Here is a 20186-nt window from a genome sequence, read left to right on the forward strand (position 1 = left end):
TGTTTATTTCTAAGTTTCTGACTGTCTGTTTTGCCGACCATCATTCTTTTCCAATAAAAAAGACCTCTCCAACTGTCAAACTAACAGTTGAAGAGGTCGTTCAATCGCAGACTACGGAATTTTCCTTACCCTGCTTTACGGATCACTATTTTTTTGCCTTTTTTACGCCATTCTTTGTATTCAGCTGCTGCTGTGAAAAGTACGTCTGTAGACGAGTTCAGTGATGTTTCAAATGAGTCTTGCAGAACCCCGATGATAAAGCCTACCCCAACGACTTGCATCGCAATATCAGCCGGAATTCCAAACAAGCTGCACGCCAGCGGAATCAGCAGTAAAGATCCGCCTGCAACCCCCGAAGCGCCACAAGCACATATAGCTGAAACGATGCTAAGGAGAATTGCTGTAGGAAGGTCCACTTGGATTCCCAGCGTATGAACCGCCGCAAGTGTCAATACAGAAATTGTCACCGCAGCGCCTGCCATATTGATCGTTGCCCCTAACGGAATGGATACGGAATAACTGTCTTTATCCAGGCCTAAATCTTCACATAGTCTCATATTAACTGGAATATTGGAAGCGGAGCTGCGTGTAAAGAATGCAGTAATGCCGCTTTCCTTTAAGCATTTAAATACAAGTGGATAAGGGTTTTGGCGGATCACTGCATATACAATGATTGGATTTACAACGAGCGCTACGAAAACCATACAGCCAATCAAGACAGCAAGCAGTTTCCCATAGCTTAGCAGCGACTCAAGACCATTTGTTGTAATGGATTCAATAACCAGACCCATGATTCCCAGCGGAGCAAACTTAATTACCCACGCAACCATTTTTGATACGGCATCTGAAAAATTCGAAATGAGCGTTTTTGTAGTATCAGCGGCATTTCTTAGCGCCAAGCCAAGCACAATCGCCCAAGCTAGAATGCCGATATAGTTCGCATTCATAATAGCATTTGCCGGGTTATCGACAACATTGAGCAGTAGAGTTTTCAACACTTCTGTTACACCGCTGGGAGGTGTAACCCCTTCAGCACTGTCTGCAAGCGATAAGCTGACAGGAAAAATAAAACTTGCAATAACAGCGATTAAGCCTGCTAAAAATGTTCCTAAAAGATATAGGATAATAATCGATTTCATATTGGTTTTGTGGCCGCTTTTATGCTGAGCGATAGCCGACATAACGAGCACAAGTACCAGTATTGGTGCGACAGCTTTTAAAGCACCGACGAATAAAGTGCCTAAAATCGCCACTGGTTTTGCTACTTCTGGAATGGTAACAGCCAGGATAATACCGATAATCAAACCGAGAAGGATTTGTTTAACAAGGCTCACCTGATTCCACTTCTGCAGTACACTTCTCATAGATGTTCCTCCTACTACCTTAAGATAAATTTATAAGATTACTCCTAACGAGCCGCTCTCTCATATTCCACCTGATAAGGACAACTGTCTTTATCATAAATAATATTATAATTAATTTGAGATATATTACAATACTATTTACATTATTAAAAAATGTTGTAATTATCGGAACATTCAAACCAATAGAGCGATAGAAAAATTATTATACGAATAATTTTTCTATCGCCCTTTACTATCTAAATAACATAATGTTTTTGTGGGAGGGCTGGATGTCCATCTCTGTCAGACACATTTTCAAAGCCGCAAAGCTCTCTTATTCGTTTTTCATCGCAAATTTTAGTTTAGTTTCCGATGGAATCCAGATTATCACAAGAGCACATAAAGCAATCGCGGAGCAGGCAGTAAACATGAATGAATAAGAGGCGATCTGTACAACGAACCCCATCACAAGTCCACCAAGGGAGAAACCTAAATCATAAGAGGCTAAAAAGATGCCCAATAAAATATGCTTTGTTTCCTTTGGCACTGCAAAGGAAATATAAGTCGTTAAAGCTGGATACAGCATTGCCGCTGCCAATCCGTTAAAAACAGCAGCACTATATGCAAATATGCCTGCCACCGGAAGGATCGCCAGCAGGCTTGTACCGATGATAGAGCTGATTAGTATAAGAGCGATAAACTTTGGATGCCATTTTCCATCTGAGGGAATATGCTTGCGGAAAAAGAAACGGCTTGCCACTACCACAATGGCTTGCAGGAACAAATAAAGAGCTGGATTTCCTGTTCCTGTCGTCAGCATGTATAGCGGCAAAAAGGTTGTGATGGCTCCAAAAACACAGGCCCCGATAAGCATCACAACAGATGACAGGATTAAACCATGATGACTGCGCGCTTCTTTGATTGCTGCAGCCATTTCACGGAATGTAAAAGAAGAGCCACTTTTCTTCGTTTTAGGCAACGGAGATCCTATAAAAAACAACAAAGGAAAAATCGCTAAAAGAAGAATGAATACCCATAAGTAAACAAGATCAAAGCTCGTCCATAAGAGTAATGCCAGCGCTGGTCCGTAAAGTCCCGGCAGAACGGTGGATAAAGAATAAAGAGACATTCCCTGCCCACGGTCCTGATCTTTTAATAATTCAGCAATGCCTATTTGCATGGACATAGAGAAAAACGCGGTTGTTCCTCCTTGCAGCACACGCACAATATATAAACTGTCCGGCCCCATCCATACATACAACAAAAGTGCAGCCGCGTGAACGAGCAACAGCCACTGCATAATTTGGAATAAACTATGTTTTTCGATCATCTGCCCGGCCCAGGGACGTAAAAACATACAGACAAGCATATACAATCCCATTATGATCCCAATTTCCGCTTCCTCATAGCCTCTTTCTGCTGCTTGCAAAGGGAAAATAATCGTTAATACCGAATTTGCTGTAAAGAAAAACGCAGCGAGTGCGTAGAGTTTTGCCATCTGTACTGATAACGGCCGATACTTCACGACACAGTCTCCTTTTGGCGTGAATCTTGAATAGAGACGTCACGTTTAATGGATAAACGAGCGTCGAGCAAGCGCCGGCTTGTTGGATGCACCATATGAGATAATTCTTTTATGTCCGTTACATATTCTATAATTTCGCCTTGTTCCATGACTGCAACCTCATCAGCAAACAATTTTACAGCATGTAAGTCATGAGTAATAAAAAGATAGGTAAGGTTCTGTGTTTTTTGAAGGGTTTTTAATAGCTTTAATATGCTGACTTGCACTAATAGATCAAGGCTGTTAATGGATTCATCCAATACAATAAATGACGGGTCAGTGGAAATGGCACGGGCAATGGTTACACGCTGCAGCTGCCCTCCGCTTAACTCATGCGGATATTTTGCCGCGTCTGTTCTTTGCAGGCCGACCTGTACCAATAATTCTTCAACCTTCTGCTGCAAAGCTTCCTTTGACAGCGATAAATGAACTTGCATCGGTTCAGCTATAATATCCTTTATTTTCATACGCGGGTTCACTGCACTATAACAATCCTGAAATACAATTTGTAATTCTTTACGCAGCTGCTTTTTTACGCTTGCATCAGCTTTATGTATATTTTGCGCTTTAAACAGGATTTCGCCGGCATCTGGTTCTTCTATGCCTAGAATCAGTTTTCCAAGTGTCGTTTTTCCTGAACCGCTTTCCCCGACAAGAGCAAGGCAAATGCCTTCTTTCAGCTTTACATTTACATTCTTAACTGCTTGAATGTCTTTTTTCACCCCAAACCAGCCCTTTTTTTGATAGCTTTTTGAAACATTTTTTATTTCCAGCATTCTTATCCCTCTTCTCTAACCCAGCAGCCAGGTTTATACTCATACAACGGCCCTGTTGTTGTTCCTTCCCAAGAATCAGCTAACTTTTCAAGGTCTCCATGTTCGTCTCTTGCAGCCAGTAATGCTTGTGTATAGGAGTGAGCCGGCTGTGCAAGTATCCACTCTGCCGGACCGTATTCTACAATGACACCCCGGCGCATCACCGCTATGAAATCTGCCATTTTCGCAATAACGCCTAAATCGTGCGAAACAATAAGCATGCTTGTTTTTGTTTTTTGATGAAAATGAAGCAGTTCATCTAAAATAACCATCTGTGTCATCGTATCAAGTGCTGTTGTAGGCTCATCGGCAATTAATAAATTAGGCTGCATACAAGCTGCAAGAGCAATCATGATCCGCTGCAGCATCCCGCCGCTCAGTTCGTGCGGATAACGATCAAGCAGCTCCTTCTCCGGCAATTGAAAACGGGCCAGCTGTTCGGCTGCCCGCTTTCGTGCGTTATGTTTGGATATGCGTTCATGAGATTGTAATGTTTCAACAAAATGATCCCCAATTTTTACGATAGGATTAAACATGGCCATTGGATTTTGCATAATAAGTGATATCTCTTTTCCACGCAAATGGCGCATTTCCCGCTCACTTTTTGCTAATAAAGAGGTACCTTTATATACAATATCACCCGTGTAACGCCGGTTATGGCGAAACAACTGCATAATCGCATTGCAGAGCATGGATTTTCCGCTCCCACTTTCTCCAACGATCCCAACAATTTTTCCCTGGGGAACAGTCAAATTTACATGTGAGACAACTTCTTTTTCACTATTATTTGTTTGGATGAAAACGGATAAATCCCGTAATTCCAGCATGCTTCTTCCTTCTTTCTACTTCATTTTAGGATCTATTGCATCGCGTAATGTATCACCAAACCAATCAAAGATAAGGACTGTCAACGAGATCATAACCCCCGGCACAAACATAAGCATCGGATTGCTGCTTAAATACATTTTGCTCTCGCTGATCATCATGCCCCACTCTGGCATCGGCGCCGTTACCCCCAGCCCCAGAAAAGACAATTCTGAAATCAGTAAAACTGTACTGCCTGTCCCAATTAACAGCAATAAAAGGATTTGTGGAAAAACAAACGGCAGAATATGACGCTTTACGATTCTCACAGTGGGAACGCCAGTCATTTTTGCATATTGCACGTATGTACTTTCTTTCAAGCCCCGCACCATGTTTCGAATAATACGCGCATACCCTACCCAGGAAACAATAATGATGGCGATAAACATATTCCAGACGCCGCCGCCTAGTGCTCCTACAATAACAAGAGCAAAAATAAAATGCGGAATGGCCATTAAAATGTCGCAAGCACGCATAAGAGCAAGATCCGCTATCCCGCCTAAATATCCTGCTGCAACACCAACAACCATGCTCAGTACAAGCGTCACAGCGAGCACCCCCAGTGCCGTAAACAGAGAAACGCGTGCTCCCATAATAAGGCGTGATAATACACAACGGCCTAAATGATCGGTGCCAAGCGGATAAGCGGCCGATATGCCTTGCAATTTCATTGCCATATTAGTTGCATACGGATCATTTGGTGCCAGCCACGGTGCAAAAACAGCTGCAGTAACAAGCAGTAAAACGATCGTGCTGCTGATGATTAATGGAACAGATTTTTTCATCATATGTCGCCTCTCTTTAAACGCGCCCGGGGATCTACGATTGCGCAAAGCAAATCCGCCAGAAAATTAAATATGACGTACAGTGTGCCAATGATTAAAATAAACCCCTGCAGCACAGCATAATCTCTCGCTGCCATAGACTCCACAAGATAACGGCCCACACCTGGAATCGCAAAAACCGCTTCAATAATCGCGGCACCGCCCAAAAGCCCTCCGCAAGTCATCGCCAGTGAAGTAAAAAGTGCCGGGAGTATTCCTTTAAGCACGTGTCTGCGAATAATAATAGACTCTTTTACTCCGCGCGCTCTTGCAAATGCGATATGCGGCTTTTCCATTTCTTCCAGCATGCTTGTCCGGATCAGCCGAATATAATAAGGAATATAACCAAGAGCCAATGTGAATGCTGGCAAAACAGACTGTTCGATTGTTCCCCAGCCCATTAGCGGCAGTATTCCCCATTTTAAAGACACTACATAAACAAGAACAAAGCCCAGCCAAAAGCTTGGCATAGACGCAGTAGCGAAGACAAGAGCACGTGTGAACCTGTCAACCAAACCTCCCTGCTTTACTACCGACCAAATACCAATAATGCCGCTAATTGTGATCACGATAAAAAAAGCGGCTGCAGCAAGGCCCAGTGTGACTGAAAAGCGGCTCAGCAATTCCTCCGCCACGGGTGTCTTTGTGAGAAAAGACTGTCCAAAATCCAATTGCACTGCATTCATCAGCCACGTTCCATACTGAAAAAGCAAAGGTTTATTCAACCCTTGCTCTTCTCGTATTTCTTCAATTGCTTCCTCTGTTATAGGCAGATTATTAATCGCAAAATAGGCTTCTACCGGATCGACTGGTATAAGGCGAATAAGAAAAAAAGAAACCAGTGTCACACCCCAAATGGCAGCAAGCATGCTGCCCGCCCGCTTTAACAAAAAAACGCTCATATGTGTTATTTCACCTCATACGTGTTCAGCGGCACTTCGTATTGCTGCATAGAGAATGACGAGTTTTGGACACGTTTATTGGCTGCTAAATAATTGGTCCGGTAAGAGATCGGCATAAAAATTGCTTCATCATGAATAGTCTGCAAAATGTTTTCATATAATTTGCGGCGCTCTTCTTCATCTGTTGAACGGATAACTTTTGAAATATTGTCTGTCAGCTGATCAGATGTCGGGATTCCTTTTTGTGCATAGTAGCCGATTTGCTGTTCTCCGGCCATTGTACGGATATACATATGAGGATCATATGGAACGCCCCATGTATCGTTGGCTATTAAATTGAATTCCCCTTTTTTTGCCCGGGCGATCATTAACTGCCATTCCTCGCCGATTAATTGTACATCAATCCCTAATTCACGCCATGCGCCTTGTATATACTCCGCAATGGCTTTATCCACTTGCTCATTGCTGTTATAAGGCATTACCAATGTTAACGTTTCGCCATTCTTCGTGCGGAATTCATTGCCAGGCTCAAGTTTCCAGCCGGCTTTTTCCAACAGTTCGATGGATTTATCTGTATCGTATTGATAAGGATCAAGTGAAATATCGCTGTACGGATAACCAGGCGCAAATAAAGACTGTGCTTCTTTTTCAAGATCGTTTAATACATGTTCAATAATGGTTTTCCGATCAAGTGCGTGCTGCAGTGCCAGCCTTACATTTTTATCTTTTGTCGCACCGTACGTCGAATTAATCGCTAAAATACGCGTTGAAAGCGGATCTGAAATTTTTGTTTCATACTGCCCGCTCTGTGCCAATGTTTGATATTCAATCGGAGCCAGCTGGCCGCTGCCAAAGGTCAAATCAATATCACCGTTTTGAAGCGCCATCGTACGTGCCTGTGAATCTGGAATCACTTTGACTATTACTTTTTTAAGTTTCGGCTTTTCTCCCCAGTAGTTTTCATTACGTGAGAATTCTGCGTAACTGTCTTTTTTATAATCGGTTAAAACCCATGGGCCTGTCCCAACCGGCGCTTTGATTCCGTTTTTTGTTCCGTCTTCTAGAAAAGCGCTGTCTGCAAGCATACGCAGCGGACGAATTAACGTCAGCTCTTGCAGGAATGGATAATAGGCTTCTTTCAACTGAACTTTTACAGTTGATTCATCTATTGCTTCAACGTGGTCGATGATCGCTACCGCTTCGAGCCAGCTGTGAGCAGCGCTGTTTTCAAGTACAGCATCAAAATTTCGTTTAACGTTTTCAGCCGTTAGGGCTGTGCCATCTGAGTAAAGAACATTTTCACGCAACTTAAACGTATACGTTTTGCCATCTTCTGAAGTTTCCCAAGACGTGGCAAGTGCCGGCTCTATTTTGCCGTTTTTACCATATGTAACAAGCGGATCATACAGCATTGCCTGTGCAAACATCTCATTCTCTGCATATACATGCGGATTCCCCGGTCCAATATCTTTTGCCCAGGACATCGTCAATACATCGGATTCGGTTGTTTCTGAGTTACTGCTCCCCTGTTCTTTTTCCATGTTGCTGCATGCAGCAAGCACACCAACTAGTAAAACAAGTATTAAAGTGAACCAATTTTTCATGACCCTTCTCCTCTTCCCCTTTAGCAATGATTATCATTATCAATTACAACGCATATCATAAATTGTTTTCATTCGTTTGTAAAGGTCTTTTTTCCTGCAAGTGCGAACTAATTCACGATACTGAAAGCACGTTAGAACTAGTGGAGCTAAATGGAAGTAATATAAAAAAACTTCTTAATAGCTTTCATTTCCAAAGAATACGTTTAGTCTCCTGCCTGCCATTACTCCATTGAAGCCTTACACCTGCAGTGCTACAGTTAAACATGTGATCGATCGAAATAGAGACAAGGAGGCTAAAACAATGAAATACTACGTGGTAGATGCGTTTGCAGAGAAATTATTTGAAGGGAATCCTGCCGGGGTTTGTATTATGGAAAGCTGGCTTTCTGATGGTCTCATGCAAAACATTGCAGCTGAAAACAACCTTTCAGAAACCGCTTTTGCTGTTAAAGAAGGAGACAGCTATCGCTTAAGATGGTTTACCCCGGCTGAAGAAATTGACTTGTGCGGGCATGCGACACTTGCCACAGCGTACGTGATTGCGAATTATTATGAACGTGATGCAGAGCAGCTTACCTTCCAGACGATGAGCGGCGAACTGGTAGTAGAGAAAAAAGGAGACCTATATGAGCTGGACTTCCCAAGCAGAATGCCGGAAGAGTTTCCTTTAACAGAGCAAATGGTAGAAGCGCTTGGTGTGACGCCTGTAGAAACGTATGTAAGCCGCGATTTGATGTTTGTCCTGGAAAGTGAGGAAGCTGTTCAAAACGCAGCACCCAATTTTTCTAAACTAAAAGAACTGCCGGACGGGGTAGGTGTTTCCATTACGGCAAAAAGTGAAAAATATGATTTTGCATCTCGAAGCTTTTTTCCAAAGTTAAATGTCAATGAAGATCCTGTATGCGGCTCTGCTCATTGCAACTTTATTCCCTTCTGGGCAAACCGTTTGGGCAAACATGAACTGACAGCAAGGCAGCTTTCCAAACGGGGCGGCACATTATACTGCAAGCTGGAGGGTGACCGGGTTAAAATTGCCGGCAGAGCGGTTCTGTATTCTATTGCTGATCTGCAAATCAATCTATAAACAAGCCTGTACATATAACAGAAAATATGAGTGAGGATGATTTATGATCCTGCACGCCCCTTTTCATCCATTTTTTCTCACCCAGAACAAAGCAAGAAAGGATTAATAGAATGAAAAAAGGTATTTTACTTTTAGTCATCGCCACCCTTCTATGGGCAGGCAACTATATATGCGGCCGTTACTTAGGGCCTGCTTTACCCGCAACATTATTGAATACCGTTCGCTGGGCTATCTCAACCTTGATTCTTTGGGGATTATTAGCACTGAACAAAAAACAGCTTCCTCTCATCGCAAAATGGAAAGAATTTTTCATACTAGGCTTCTTGGGCATCTTTGCTTTTTCTACCTTAAATTACATAGGATTAAAATCGATTAGTGCCTCACAGGCGGGCATGATTTCAGCAGGCATTCCCATTGCCATCTTATTTTTCACCCCCTTCTTTCTTAAGGAGAAAATAAAGCCAAAGGCCTGGATGGGTGCAGTGATATCCATATTGGGAGTGATTCTGCTTGTCCAAGGCAAACAGGGAGCTTCTTCTGAAGGATCTATTATGGGCGAAGCCGCCATCCTTTTATCCTGTGTGGCCTGGGGCATGTATACCGTTCTCGGCAAAAAATACGGAAAGCAGATCGATCCGCTGACTATGACAGCAGGAGCCGCTTTTTACGGTACCCTGCTCAGTGCTATCAGCTGTATCGGAACCGTGGATGCAGGAGCGATTCATATGACGCCAACTGCGTGGCTTTGTATCGTATATGTGAGTACCTTTGCGTCCGTAGTGGCGTATTTTGCTTGGAACGCAGGCGTAAAAATCGTGGGGGCCGGACGCGCAGCCCCTTATATTAACCTGCTTCCTGTCTGGACGGTCCTCTTAGGAGTTCTGCTGTTGCAGGAGCAAATATCAGGGCTGACCTTGGCCGGCGGAATCATTACCATCCTGGGAGCCATTTTAGCCAGCTTATAAACACGGTTTCTTCTTTTATATTCAATAAAAGAGCATGTTTTGTCTTTTCAAAACATGCTCTTGTTCATTAAATTAAAAGATTACTTGTATCATAACCAGATAAAGAGGCGTATGATGGTCATTCATGCAGCCTTATTCACTTTTCTATCTGCCCAACCATCCGCCATCAACAGCTAACAGGTGGCCATGAATGTAATTGGATGCATCCGAGGCCAAAAAGACAACAGTTCCCATAAAATCTTCTGGCGTTCCCCAGCGGCCTGCTGGAATACGTTCGAGAATTTGCCGGTTTCGCGTTTCATCCTTCAGCAGCGCTTCATTCATATCTGTTGCGATATATCCAGGCACAATCGCATTTACATTCACATTGTCTTTCGCCCATTCATTCGACAGCGCTTTCGTCAGTTGAGCTACCCCGCCTTTTGCCGCGGCATAAGCTGGTACAGTAAGCCCTCCCTGAAATGATAATAAAGACGCCATATTAATAATTTTCCCTTTTCTTTGCGGAACCATGAATTTTCCCGCTTCCTGGCATAAAATCCATACAGATTTTAAATTCACGTTGATGACATCGTCCCAATCACTTTCCGCAAAGGAAACGGATGGTGAACGGCGCTGAATGCCTGCGTTATTAATGAGAATATCAATCTGCCCCAATTCACGGACAACTGTAGGTATTGCTTCTTTTACTTGTGCAGGATCTTCTAAGTTACATGAAACAATCATACATTGCTGTCCTAGTGCTTCAATCTCCTTTTGGACAGAATCATCCGCTGTATTGCGCTGAAGCAGCGCTATTTTCGCTCCTGCTTCGGCTAATGCAATAGCCATCTGCCTTCCAATTCCTCTTGTTGCTCCTGTAATCGCTGCTACTTTCCCATCTAATCGAAACATGTATTTTCCCCCTCAGGCATTCGGCTGAATTAAAATTTTCAAAGATTCTTCCGGGTTTGTCATAAGCTGAAATCCTTTTTCAATTTCATCGAGTGATAATTGATGTGAAATAAATGGAGTCACATCAATTTGCCCGTTTGCCATCATGCTAACTGCGGTTGCAAAATCTGAATGGCTGTAGCATCGAGTCGTCGTTAAAGACAATTCCCGAAAATGCATAGCAGCAAGATCAATGGTTGGCGGCTGTTTGTAGACGCTTACAACCACAATTTGGCCTTGTGTCCGGCACACATGAATCATCTGGTCAGCCGTTATATTGTTTCCTGCTACTTCAAACACAACATCTGCGCCAATTCCATTTGTGGCTGCCCTTACTTCCTCTACTACATTTATTTTTCTTCCATCCAGGGCAATAAATCCAAGCTCTTCTGCTTTACTTAAACGATACGGGCTGATATCAGAAATAAATATTTTATCAGCTCCTGCCAGTTTTGCGGTGAGAGCAATTAACAAGCCAATCGGCCCAGCTCCCAGTACCGCGACTGTATCTCCTACTTTTACATTTGACCGCCGCACAGTATGAATACCTACTGCTACTGGTTCTGCCAGTGCCGCATGCGCATCAGATAAAGTGTCCGGTATTTTATGCAAACGATGCAGCGGAACAGCGACGTATTCTGCAAATCCGCCATGAGAATCAATGCCAATCAGCCCAAGCGTGTTACAAACATGCGTGCTGCCTGATAAACAAGCCTCACACTTCCCGCAGCTCATCGTTGGTTCTATTACAACTCTGTCTCCTGAATTGAAAGTCGACTCACCGTTTATCTCTTCAATCACCCCGCTAAATTCATGCCCCATTGCCAGAGGAGCTTTAGCTCGAGGATGTTTCCCAAAATAAATCATCATGTCCGTCCCGCAGATACCTGCCGAAGAAACCTTTATAAGTGCCTCTCCGTGCTTTAATGTTGGTTTTTCCAAAGTATCCACTTTTACATTTTTCTCAGAAATATATAGTCCCGCTTTCATGGTTTCCATAAAGAACACGCTCCCCTTCTATTGTATACTTGTCGACAACTTAAATAAAACATACTGTTCATGTAATGTTTGCATTTTAAATTTTTTAATAGATCCATAATCATTTGTTTCATTATTCTGTCGTTTCATCAGAAATTTTGCTTACCGTTTTTCTTGTATCTTCGTAATGGGCACGGATTGCTTTTTCAATATGTTCGCGGTTTTTTGAAGCAAGAGCTTCTACAATGAAACGATGCCTGTTAATGAGGTGTCCGATTTCTTCCGAATGATAGGTAAAACGCTTTTCAGTTGCAACCAGCAGAGCTGTCAATACGACATCTCTAATGCCCTGCCACATATGCCCGATTCGGTTATGGTCGACTTCCACGATGAACGTTTCATGAAAAGTTAAATCCTGATAGGCAAAGTCAACGGCATCCTTATGCTTTGCTGCCATCTCCATCTTATCGATAATATAATTAAGCTTTTTGACCAATTCCTCGCTGTCTCTCATAGAAAGCCTTTTTACCGCAAAATTCTCGATCAGAAAACGCACATCACGCAGCTCTTCAATATCTTTTTGCTTCAATCCTAAAACAACTGCTCCCATACGCTTCAGCTCAATAAGGCCCTCATTAGATAGTTTTTTTAAAGCTTCTCTAACAGGTGATCTGCTTGTGCCAAATTCCAAAGCAATCTGATTTTCAGAAAGTATCGTTCCTGGCTTGATTGTTCCATCAATGATCTGCAGGCGGATATCAGAAGCCATTTTCTCTCCAAGAGATGCGCTTTGAAGCCATGAAGCCGGGTAATTCATACTCATCAACTCTCCTAGTGAATATAAAAGGTATGTAAATGTCTTATTGGTAGTTAATTATAGTATGTGCAGACCCATACTTCAAAGTTGGAGTTTTTGTATACTTGTCGACAAGTTACTTATAGTTTACACGCGGTTACTTTATTTGTAAACACAAAAATGTAAGCGTTTCATCTAAAATGCAAGAATGATCTGCCTTGACCCGTTAAAAGAATTAAATTTGCGGGAACTACATCAGTATTCCCATTGACCTTCTTTTTCTATCTTGAAAGCCGATTATTGCATCTTCTCAAGTATGTATTTTAAGAAATGAAGTTTACCATTTTCCCAAAAGGAAATATACACCATTGTAGACAACTATAGGTTGTACATATGAAATCTTTTTAAAAGGAGTTTTTCGAATGGCAAAAAACCCATTAGAACAGTACTTTAACGGTGAATTCCCGGAACAATATCAGGAGCCGCCCGGCCTTCAAAAAGAAATGAGCCCCCTGCCTGACTGCGGTGAAACCAGTTATAAAGGCTCCGGTAAATTAACAGGCAGAAAAGCGCTTGTTACAGGCGGTGATTCCGGTATTGGCCGTGCGGCTGCGATCGCTTATGCCCGCGAAGGTGCGGACGTTGCGATCAATTACCTGCCTGTAGAACAGCCGGATGCGGAAGAAGTCAAAGAGCTGATTGAAAAAGAAGGCCGGAAAGCGGTTCTCATCCCAGGCGATCTGCGCAGTGAGGAATTTTGCCAGGAGATGGTGGAAAAAGCCAACAGCGAGCTTGGCGGATTAGATATTCTGGCGCTCGTCGCCGGTAAACAGCAGGCTGTAGAAGACATTATGGATCTTTCGACTGAACAAATCAAAGCGACGTTCGAAACAAACGTATTTTCTTTGTACTGGACCGTAAAAGCAGCGATGCCTCATTTATCAGCAGGAGCATCGATTATTACTACCACCTCTGTTGAAGCCTTTAATCCGTCGCCGATGCTGTTAGACTATGCAGCGACAAAAGGGACCATTATGAACTTCACGAAAGCTTTCGCCAAACAAGCGGCTTCAAAAGGCATCCGGGTAAACTCCGTTGCACCAGGACCGATTTGGACACCTCTCCAAATTTCTGGAGGACAGCCGACCGCAAACATTCCAAAGTTCGGTCAAGAGACTCCGCCTACCCCGTTGCAGCGTGCCGGACAGCCGGTAGAACTATCAGACGTATATGTATTCTTAGCTTCTGACAGTGCCAGCTACGTTACCGGCCAGATTTACAGTATAACTGGCGGAATGCCAACTGCTTAAGAAGTCTGTCTTTTCATGTTCGAATCAAAAACAAAGCGGCACATAAATGCCGCTTTGTTTTTGTGTTGAGTTAAAAAGCAGGAGGGGTCACTGAAAATAAAATACTGACTTCATGGCTGGCTGCGTTTGTCCACTTATGTTCTGTATAGGCCGGAATTTTAACGCTGTCGCCTGTCTGCAGCTCATATTCATCCCCTAACAGCGTTAAGCCAATTGGTCCCTCTAATACAAACGCAACTTCTTCCCCTTTATGGGAAAGCGGCTTTTCGGAAGAATGGCTGCCGGGTGCCAAGCGCATAATGGCTGTGGCAAGCTGACTCGTAAAGTCAGGCGAAACCAATTCATAATGAAGTCCGTCAATCACCATTTGCTTGCGGTCTTCCTTCCTCACAATCAGCTCTTTTGTATTAATCTCTTCCATAAGAAATGTAAAAACCGGCACATCCAACGCTTTCGCCAGAGACTTCAGTGTCTGAATGGACGGATTGGCACTGCCTTTTTCAATCTGGCTTAACATTGAAGGCGTAATCTCTGCCCGCTTCGCCAATTCCCTTAAAGAAAGACCCATATTTTTTCTCATCTCTTCTACTTTTTGACCAATGGAAGAACGGTTCATGATGCACCTCTGTTAAATTATATTTAATTTTTTAACTTTTACTGAACAAACTAGTTTGAATATGTTAAATTAAAATTAACATATTAAATGAAAACGAACAATTAATGGAGGGTGCCACATGCTTGCTTTTATCATAATGACGCTGTTTGTAGTAATGAGCCCAGGGGTCGATACCGCCCTGATTACAAAGCGGACAATGTCTGATGGACGAAAAGCCGGATTTCAAATGGCGGCGGGCATTACAGCCGGTTCTCTTGGCCATACAATTGCAGCGGCATTAGGCTTATCTGCTCTCTTAGTACAATCTGCTATCGCCTTTAACCTGATTAAATGGGTCGGTGCTGTGTATTTGATTTATTTGGGAGTCACTGCTTTTCTACCGAAGAAAAAAAGACCTGCACAAGAAAAGCAAGGTCCTGCAAAACAAAGATCCGCTTTTCGGGAAGGACTGCTTTCCAATCTCCTTAATCCAAAAGTAGCGGTATTCTTTTTAACCTTTTTACCTCAATTTGTTACGAGTTCGGATCGTGCTATGATAGATCTTTTTCTGATGGGCTGTACGTATGCCCTGCTGTCTATTGTCTGGTTTGTGGTATATGTTTTCTGTCTCCACTTTATCCGCGAATGGCTGCTGTCCCCTGCTGTGCAAAACTGGATGGAGAAAGCAACCGGAATCGTATTAGTTGGATTTGGCATCAAGCTGTTATTCACAAAAGCCGATGCCGGATAAAGTTTCTCCAGCGTTCTAACAGCTAGAGCAGTTCTCCTCCGTATTAAAACCGCTTTTGAAGAAATAAAAAAGACCACTTAAGAAAAGCGGTCTACTTTGATAGAACCTTTATCAATCAGAGTTGGCAAGGGTTCTATCCATGCGGTTTACTCGGCGGGTCTTGGACCAGGAACCATGCCGGAACTCTGCACAGTCATAACAGGGCGGACCGTCATATCTCCATTCACACGGACCTGGCAGGATAAGCGGATATTGTCTTCCACTAGTCCTTTGTCATCAAATGCTTTTTTTTCGATGTTGGTTAAATCATCAAAATCACCTTCCAAGATTTCTACCCGGCAGGTTGTACATCTCGCTTTTCCTCCACACCGGTGTAGAATCCCCACTCCATTATCTTCTAACGCAAGCACCAGCTTCTTCCCTGCTTCCACTTCAAATGTACCTTCTCCTACTACTGTTATTTTCGGCATCATTTTACCTCCTCTGATCAGCGTGTTAAAAAAATCTGTACTTCGTCTACCTTCTCATAAGTTCATTATCTCCAATGAACGCTTCTCTTAAAAACAAAAACACCTTTCAGCTGCTTTTTAGGTATACGATACCCGTTTTCAACTGAAAGGTGTTATTTTCTTGATTAAAGAAGTGTGTTCTGCAAATTATTTTAAATAAGATCTCCAGCTGCAGTCATGGAACCCTTTTGAAGACTATCGGAAAATACACTGTAGGCAATCACTTTATTTTTATACTGCTTCACCACATCCACATGGTCCTCATAGCGGTAGACAAATAACCGGACATCTTTGCGTCCTCTTTTCGTATCCACTACAAATGGGATCCCACCGTTTTCCGGTTGCAAAAATAAAGATTCATTCCCCGGAAAAATATAATATTTTTTTAAAACAGACGCTTCATTAAACTGTTGAATCATTTGTGCTTTTTCTTCGCCTTCCAAGCGTGTCCCATCAAACGTAATGGTCGTGTTCTCTTCACTGAGTTTGGCATGCATTTCATACTTGCGGATAAGCCGTTCCACTGCGCCGGTTGGAAGGCATGTTACTAATATTTTAAACAGACCGAAGACCACTGTTAAAAGCAGAGCAGTCGTTGACATCTTCATCATCTCCATTTTTATTTTAAACATAAAGGTGCCTTTTATTCTCTGTTTACTATCATACTAGATTTATCAAAAAAAGAACCAGCCAATTTATCTCTTTTTAGGCCATCCAATTTGAAGAAATAGTGGGCTTGCTTATGTTTAAGGCAGAGATTGAACTGCCTTTAAGGCTTCCGCAAACCGTCCGATTCCCTTCCGGATGGCTTCGGGTTCTTCCCGCCCGAATGTGAATCGGACATAACCTGTTTTTGAACCCATAATACTGCCCGGCACAAAAGCGACGCCTCTTTTCATAGACTCATTTAACAGCCCGTATTCATCGACTTCTTCTTTTAATTTGCACCATAGATGGATACCGCCTTGCGGCACGAAAAATTCCACCTGGTCTCCTAGAATCTTCGTTAGACTTGACGTTATTTCATTTCTTTGCGCTTCTAATTTCCCTCTCAGCATGGCAATATGATCGTGAAACTGCTCTGTCCCTAGAAATTCTTTCGCCACCCATTGCGGAAAAATACTGTGGCCAAAATCAACCTGCTGTTTGGCATCAGCGAGCCGCTGAATAACCGTGCTTGGGCCAATCACCCAGCCGATCCGCAGCCCTGACGCAACAGTTTTGGATAATGAACTCACATACAGCACATTTCCGTTCTCATCCATTGATTTCAGCGTCGGATGCACTTCTCCACTAAAAGACGTTAAGCTGTACGGATCATCTTCAATAACTGGAATACCAAATTCGGCTGACAGCTCCAGCACTTTCAGGCGTCTTGCCTGAGACAGAATCGTCCCGCTCGGATTTTGGTGGTCTGGATTCAAGAAAACCATCCGGATCTTATGCTTTTTATGAAGATCCGCCAAATCTTGAGGATTCATACCCTGTTCATCGACAGGCAGATGAAACGTCTTTAAGCCGGCAGACTGAAAAATCGGCAGAGAATAGCAATAAGAAGGATCCTCTATCGCGACGGCATCTCCGGGCTTTAGCAGGCATTGGATAATCAAATGGAGAGCCTGCTGGGCACCTGAAGTAATCAAAACAGAGGCTGGGTCCGCCTTAATCCTTTTGTATTCCTCAACATGAGAACAGATGGCTTCCCTTAAGGATTCGTTTCCTTGCGGATGATCATAACCAAGGTAGCCAGTAAAAGGCTGGCGGGAAAGAATCTCTTGAAATTCGGTATTTGGTAATAGCGCCGCGGTGAGTTCACCGCTGGCCAGATTAATCAAATCGTTTTTGTATGTTTCTATGCGAATACGCTGAACCATAGGGAGATTCGGTAAAAAAGAACCGTCTTCTACGTAGCGGCCCCAGTTCGGAACCCGCTTGTGGGCGATCCCCCAAATGTTTGTACTGACTCTTGTGCCGCTTCCTTTTTTTCGTTCAACCACGCCCAAAGACTGTAATTCTTCATAAGCCGCCACAACGGTACTTCTATTCACTTGCAGCTCACTGGCCAAGGCACGTTCGGAGGGCAGCAGGCTGTCAGCTGAAAACGTGCCTTCGGAAATTCCCTGTTCTATGTAATCTGCAATCTGCTTGTAGATCGGTTTTTTGTCCGTTCGGTCCGGTCTCCAATCCATGTACATTCCCTTCTTCCCTGATGTCCTTTTTCATCGTTTACATAAAAAAGAGCAGCAATCAAAACCTTTTTATCACTAATGCTATTTTAAACTCTAAGCCATGTAACCATCCACTTTTATCATTTTTCACCCCTCCACTTTATATCCTTTTGTATGTAAATAACAGGCTCTGTTACATAATCATCTTGATTGCTTAGCAAAAGAAAAAGGACCTTGTCAGGTCCTTTAACTGTTTCATGTTGAACTGAACACCCTCGTTAGTTGAAGAATGTACCCAAAAACAAAGTTACAAAATAAATCGCCCAACTTACTTTGCCTCATCCTTTATCGCTTTATCAAGACAGATAAGTCACCCTCGAAAACTTTTTCTTCTTTATGGTTATAAGTAGCTAATAATACGGTAAGAATACCCGTTTCCTTTTTTGCTGCCTGCTTATCTATAACTTCAACAATAGTATGTAATTCATCTCCAGGATAAACGGGTTTTACAAATTTAATATTGTTCATCCGTGTTCCAGCAATAACATCCTCACCGTAGAACCCTTCTTCAACCCAAAGCTTAAATGAAATGGCCAGCGTATGTATACCAGAAGCAATAATCCCATTAAACCTTCCCTGATCTGCTTTTTCCTCGTCCAAATGCATATATTGGGGATCAAATTCACCTGCAAACCTTATAATGTCCTCTTTTGTCAATTTGAATGATTTCGTTTGGAATACCTGTCCAAGTGTAAACTCATCTAACTTCATTTCTGCACCTCTATTTTGTAATGGTTAAACTCATTTATACCAGTGCTGCATACTTAACGAGTAGAAAATAACATCTAAGCTTTCTTTCAATACAATAACTTGTTAATTTTTAAAAAATCAATATAGCAAGCAAAACAAAAAAGAAAAGCCTGTAAGACTGGCTTTTCTATTACTGTATCATAATAAAGTCGGTTAACACAAAACGGTTTCTAACTGTAAGATCTACTTCCGCTTTTTCTTAGGTTCATCAAGTTCAACAAATTGAGGGTAGAAATGATATAAAATTAATCCCGAGAATCCAAGGATAACAAGGGTAATAATCCAGCTGCCGATTGAATTCTCCTGGACGACTGCTGTGCTTAAAGCTAATGCCACCACGCCAAAACCTGCCAGTACGCCCTGTTTCGCGTACATAAATAACAATAGAATAAAGGCGCTAACCCTTTCTAATGCCCCTCCTGTGTTACATTCCTTAAAAAATTGAATGATAAATAGGACAAGATTCCATGAAATTAAAATCGTGATTCCTGCTGCAAAAATTAAATCATATAAACCTGCAAACATATTAATCTCCTTACCATGTCTGTGTTCACTAACACATTTAGTGTTCTTTGCGTTACGGTGAATGCAAAACCTAAATGGCTTAAACGAATCGTCAAAACCCTTTTTAACAACTTTATTACCCTGCCACTGTTCACTTTAAACGAGTCTACTTTTTAACTCTTGAACTGTACGCACAATATCTATCTTACACCAGCTTCAGCAAAATAACACCCGTCAGGATCGATAAGATGGAAAAAAACTTCCTTCTGCTCCGCGATTCTCCAAATACAAAAATACCAAGTAATGTGGTACTTACAATCGTCAGCCCAGCCCAAACCGCAAAGACAACGCCTACTTCTAAATATCGGGCAGATAATGAAACAAAATAAATACAGGTAATAAACAGCCCAAAAGCGCCGATTGTCGGCTTGATTACTTTAAAGCCGTTTGACAGCTTCACACATAACTGGCCTGAAACACCCAATAAAATGCTTAGGCTTAAAAACAAATACCCCATTATAAACGTTCTCCTTTCAGTGTTGATTTTGTTCCAGGCTTCGTATTGATAGCCACGGCACCTATGACAATTAAACCAATGCCAAGCAACTTAACCACGGATATACTTTCATGAAACAAGAGAATTCCCAAAAGGGTAACTAAAGCTGTTCCAGTTCCTGCAAAAACAGCATTCACGATTCCTACTTCGCGATTTGCCGTGATGAAAATATAAATCGCAATAGATGAACAATAAAAGAAAATTGCTAAAACCGTTGGCATAAAAACGGTGAATCCATCCGCCAGGTTAAGAAAAGTGACCCCAATAACTTCAAATAGGATGGAAACGAGTAATAAGCTATAATAAGCCAT

General features: G+C 42.5%; 22 protein-coding genes. 4 read left to right on the top strand and 18 right to left on the bottom strand.

The annotated features are described in order from the left end of the window. Nucleotides 1-125: 125 nt before the first annotated feature. From sstT to nikA, 7 genes are all read right to left on the bottom strand, one after another. Nucleotides 126-1364 (bottom strand): serine/threonine transporter SstT, encoded by a 1239-nt coding sequence (gene sstT, locus M3221_RS11015; protein WP_251271825.1) that lies wholly within the window; start codon nucleotides 1362-1364, stop codon nucleotides 126-128. A 313-nt stretch (nucleotides 1365-1677) separates the two neighbouring features. After that, nucleotides 1678-2868 (bottom strand): staphylopine family metallophore export MFS transporter CntE, encoded by a 1191-nt coding sequence (gene cntE, locus M3221_RS11020; RefSeq protein ID WP_251271826.1) that lies wholly within the window; start codon nucleotides 2866-2868, stop codon nucleotides 1678-1680. Next, nucleotides 2865-3683, bottom strand: a complete 819-nt coding sequence (locus M3221_RS11025; RefSeq protein WP_251271827.1) for an ABC transporter ATP-binding protein — start codon at nucleotides 3681-3683, stop codon at nucleotides 2865-2867. Before M3221_RS11025 ends, cntE begins: the two co-directional genes overlap by 4 nt. 2 nt (nucleotides 3684-3685) lie before the next feature. After that, the gene (locus M3221_RS11030) at nucleotides 3686-4549 is read right to left on the bottom strand and encodes an ABC transporter ATP-binding protein (protein ID WP_251271828.1); all 864 of its coding nucleotides are present in this window, start codon (nucleotides 4547-4549) and stop codon (nucleotides 3686-3688) included. Between the two features lie 15 nt (nucleotides 4550-4564). Next, nucleotides 4565-5374 carry an ABC transporter permease gene (locus M3221_RS11035; protein WP_251271829.1) on the bottom strand — a complete coding sequence of 270 codons (810 nt, stop codon included), beginning with the start codon at nucleotides 5372-5374 and terminating at the stop codon, nucleotides 4565-4567. Then, nucleotides 5371-6312 carry an ABC transporter permease gene (locus M3221_RS11040; protein WP_251271830.1) on the bottom strand — a complete coding sequence of 314 codons (942 nt, stop codon included), beginning with the start codon at nucleotides 6310-6312 and terminating at the stop codon, nucleotides 5371-5373. The genes M3221_RS11035 and M3221_RS11040 overlap by 4 nt, the downstream gene beginning before the upstream one ends. Before the next feature lie 5 nt (nucleotides 6313-6317). Beyond that, nucleotides 6318-7916 (bottom strand): nickel ABC transporter substrate-binding protein, encoded by a 1599-nt coding sequence (gene nikA / locus M3221_RS11045; RefSeq protein WP_251271831.1) that lies wholly within the window; start codon nucleotides 7914-7916, stop codon nucleotides 6318-6320. A 301-nt stretch (nucleotides 7917-8217) separates the two neighbouring features. Here nikA and M3221_RS11050 point away from each other — a divergent pair, with 301 nt between their 5' ends. Both M3221_RS11050 and M3221_RS11055 read left to right on the top strand, forming a co-directional pair. Then, a complete protein-coding gene (locus M3221_RS11050) occupies nucleotides 8218-9000 on the top strand; it encodes a PhzF family phenazine biosynthesis protein (protein WP_251271832.1) in 783 nt (260 codons plus the stop codon). A 110-nt stretch (nucleotides 9001-9110) separates the two neighbouring features. After that, nucleotides 9111-9965 carry a DMT family transporter gene (locus M3221_RS11055; RefSeq protein ID WP_251271833.1) on the top strand — a complete coding sequence of 285 codons (855 nt, stop codon included), beginning with the start codon at nucleotides 9111-9113 and terminating at the stop codon, nucleotides 9963-9965. 144 nt (nucleotides 9966-10109) lie between these two features. Here M3221_RS11055 and M3221_RS11060 read toward each other — a convergent pair whose 3' ends face one another. From M3221_RS11060 to M3221_RS11070, 3 genes are all read right to left on the bottom strand, one after another. Next, nucleotides 10110-10859: an SDR family oxidoreductase gene (locus M3221_RS11060; RefSeq protein WP_251271834.1), complete on the bottom strand. Its 750-nt coding sequence runs from the start codon at nucleotides 10857-10859 to the stop codon at nucleotides 10110-10112. A gap of 12 nt (nucleotides 10860-10871) precedes the next feature. Continuing rightward, a complete protein-coding gene (locus M3221_RS11065; RefSeq protein ID WP_251271835.1) occupies nucleotides 10872-11897 on the bottom strand; it encodes a zinc-dependent alcohol dehydrogenase in 1026 nt (341 codons plus the stop codon). A gap of 112 nt (nucleotides 11898-12009) precedes the next feature. Next, nucleotides 12010-12693 carry a GntR family transcriptional regulator gene (locus tag M3221_RS11070; protein WP_251271938.1) on the bottom strand — a complete coding sequence of 228 codons (684 nt, stop codon included), beginning with the start codon at nucleotides 12691-12693 and terminating at the stop codon, nucleotides 12010-12012. Nucleotides 12694-13094: 401 nt separating this feature from the next. Here M3221_RS11070 and M3221_RS11075 point away from each other — a divergent pair, with 401 nt between their 5' ends. Further along, complete coding sequence (locus M3221_RS11075) at nucleotides 13095-13982, top strand: SDR family oxidoreductase (protein ID WP_251271836.1); 888 nt, start codon at nucleotides 13095-13097, stop codon at nucleotides 13980-13982. Between the two features lie 70 nt (nucleotides 13983-14052). Here the strand turns inward: M3221_RS11075 and M3221_RS11080 are convergent, their stop codons facing one another. Further along, complete coding sequence (locus tag M3221_RS11080; protein ID WP_251271837.1) at nucleotides 14053-14598, bottom strand: helix-turn-helix domain-containing protein; 546 nt, start codon at nucleotides 14596-14598, stop codon at nucleotides 14053-14055. Nucleotides 14599-14716: 118 nt separating this feature from the next. On the opposite strand from M3221_RS11080, the gene M3221_RS11085 reads away from it, so the two are divergent. Continuing rightward, nucleotides 14717-15328: a LysE family translocator gene (locus M3221_RS11085; protein WP_251271838.1), complete on the top strand. Its 612-nt coding sequence runs from the start codon at nucleotides 14717-14719 to the stop codon at nucleotides 15326-15328. A gap of 146 nt (nucleotides 15329-15474) precedes the next feature. Here the strand turns inward: M3221_RS11085 and M3221_RS11090 are convergent, their stop codons facing one another. From M3221_RS11090 to M3221_RS11120, 7 genes are all read right to left on the bottom strand, one after another. Beyond that, a complete protein-coding gene (locus M3221_RS11090) occupies nucleotides 15475-15798 on the bottom strand; it encodes a 2Fe-2S iron-sulfur cluster-binding protein (protein ID WP_251271839.1) in 324 nt (107 codons plus the stop codon). Between the two features lie 191 nt (nucleotides 15799-15989). Beyond that, nucleotides 15990-16439 (bottom strand): YfmQ family protein, encoded by a 450-nt coding sequence (locus M3221_RS11095; protein WP_251271840.1) that lies wholly within the window; start codon nucleotides 16437-16439, stop codon nucleotides 15990-15992. Between the two features lie 144 nt (nucleotides 16440-16583). Continuing rightward, entirely contained in the window at nucleotides 16584-18026 is a 1443-nt protein-coding gene (pdxR, locus tag M3221_RS11100; protein ID WP_251271841.1) for a MocR-like pyridoxine biosynthesis transcription factor PdxR, read from the bottom strand. Between the two features lie 324 nt (nucleotides 18027-18350). Next, nucleotides 18351-18776, bottom strand: coding sequence for a MaoC family dehydratase (locus tag M3221_RS11105; protein ID WP_251271842.1), 426 nt, complete (start codon nucleotides 18774-18776; stop codon nucleotides 18351-18353). 222 nt (nucleotides 18777-18998) lie between these two features. Then, nucleotides 18999-19340 carry a hypothetical protein gene (locus M3221_RS11110; protein WP_251271843.1) on the bottom strand — a complete coding sequence of 114 codons (342 nt, stop codon included), beginning with the start codon at nucleotides 19338-19340 and terminating at the stop codon, nucleotides 18999-19001. A gap of 184 nt (nucleotides 19341-19524) precedes the next feature. Then, complete coding sequence (locus tag M3221_RS11115) at nucleotides 19525-19836, bottom strand: DMT family transporter (protein WP_251271844.1); 312 nt, start codon at nucleotides 19834-19836, stop codon at nucleotides 19525-19527. Next, nucleotides 19836-20186, bottom strand: coding sequence for a DMT family transporter (locus M3221_RS11120; RefSeq protein ID WP_251271845.1), 351 nt, complete (start codon nucleotides 20184-20186; stop codon nucleotides 19836-19838). The genes M3221_RS11115 and M3221_RS11120 overlap by 1 nt, the downstream gene beginning before the upstream one ends.

Origin of the sequence: Domibacillus indicus, assembly GCF_023715895.1 — a bacterium.
Taxonomy (GTDB): Bacteria; Bacillota; Bacilli; order Bacillales; family Domibacillaceae; genus Domibacillus; species Domibacillus indicus_A.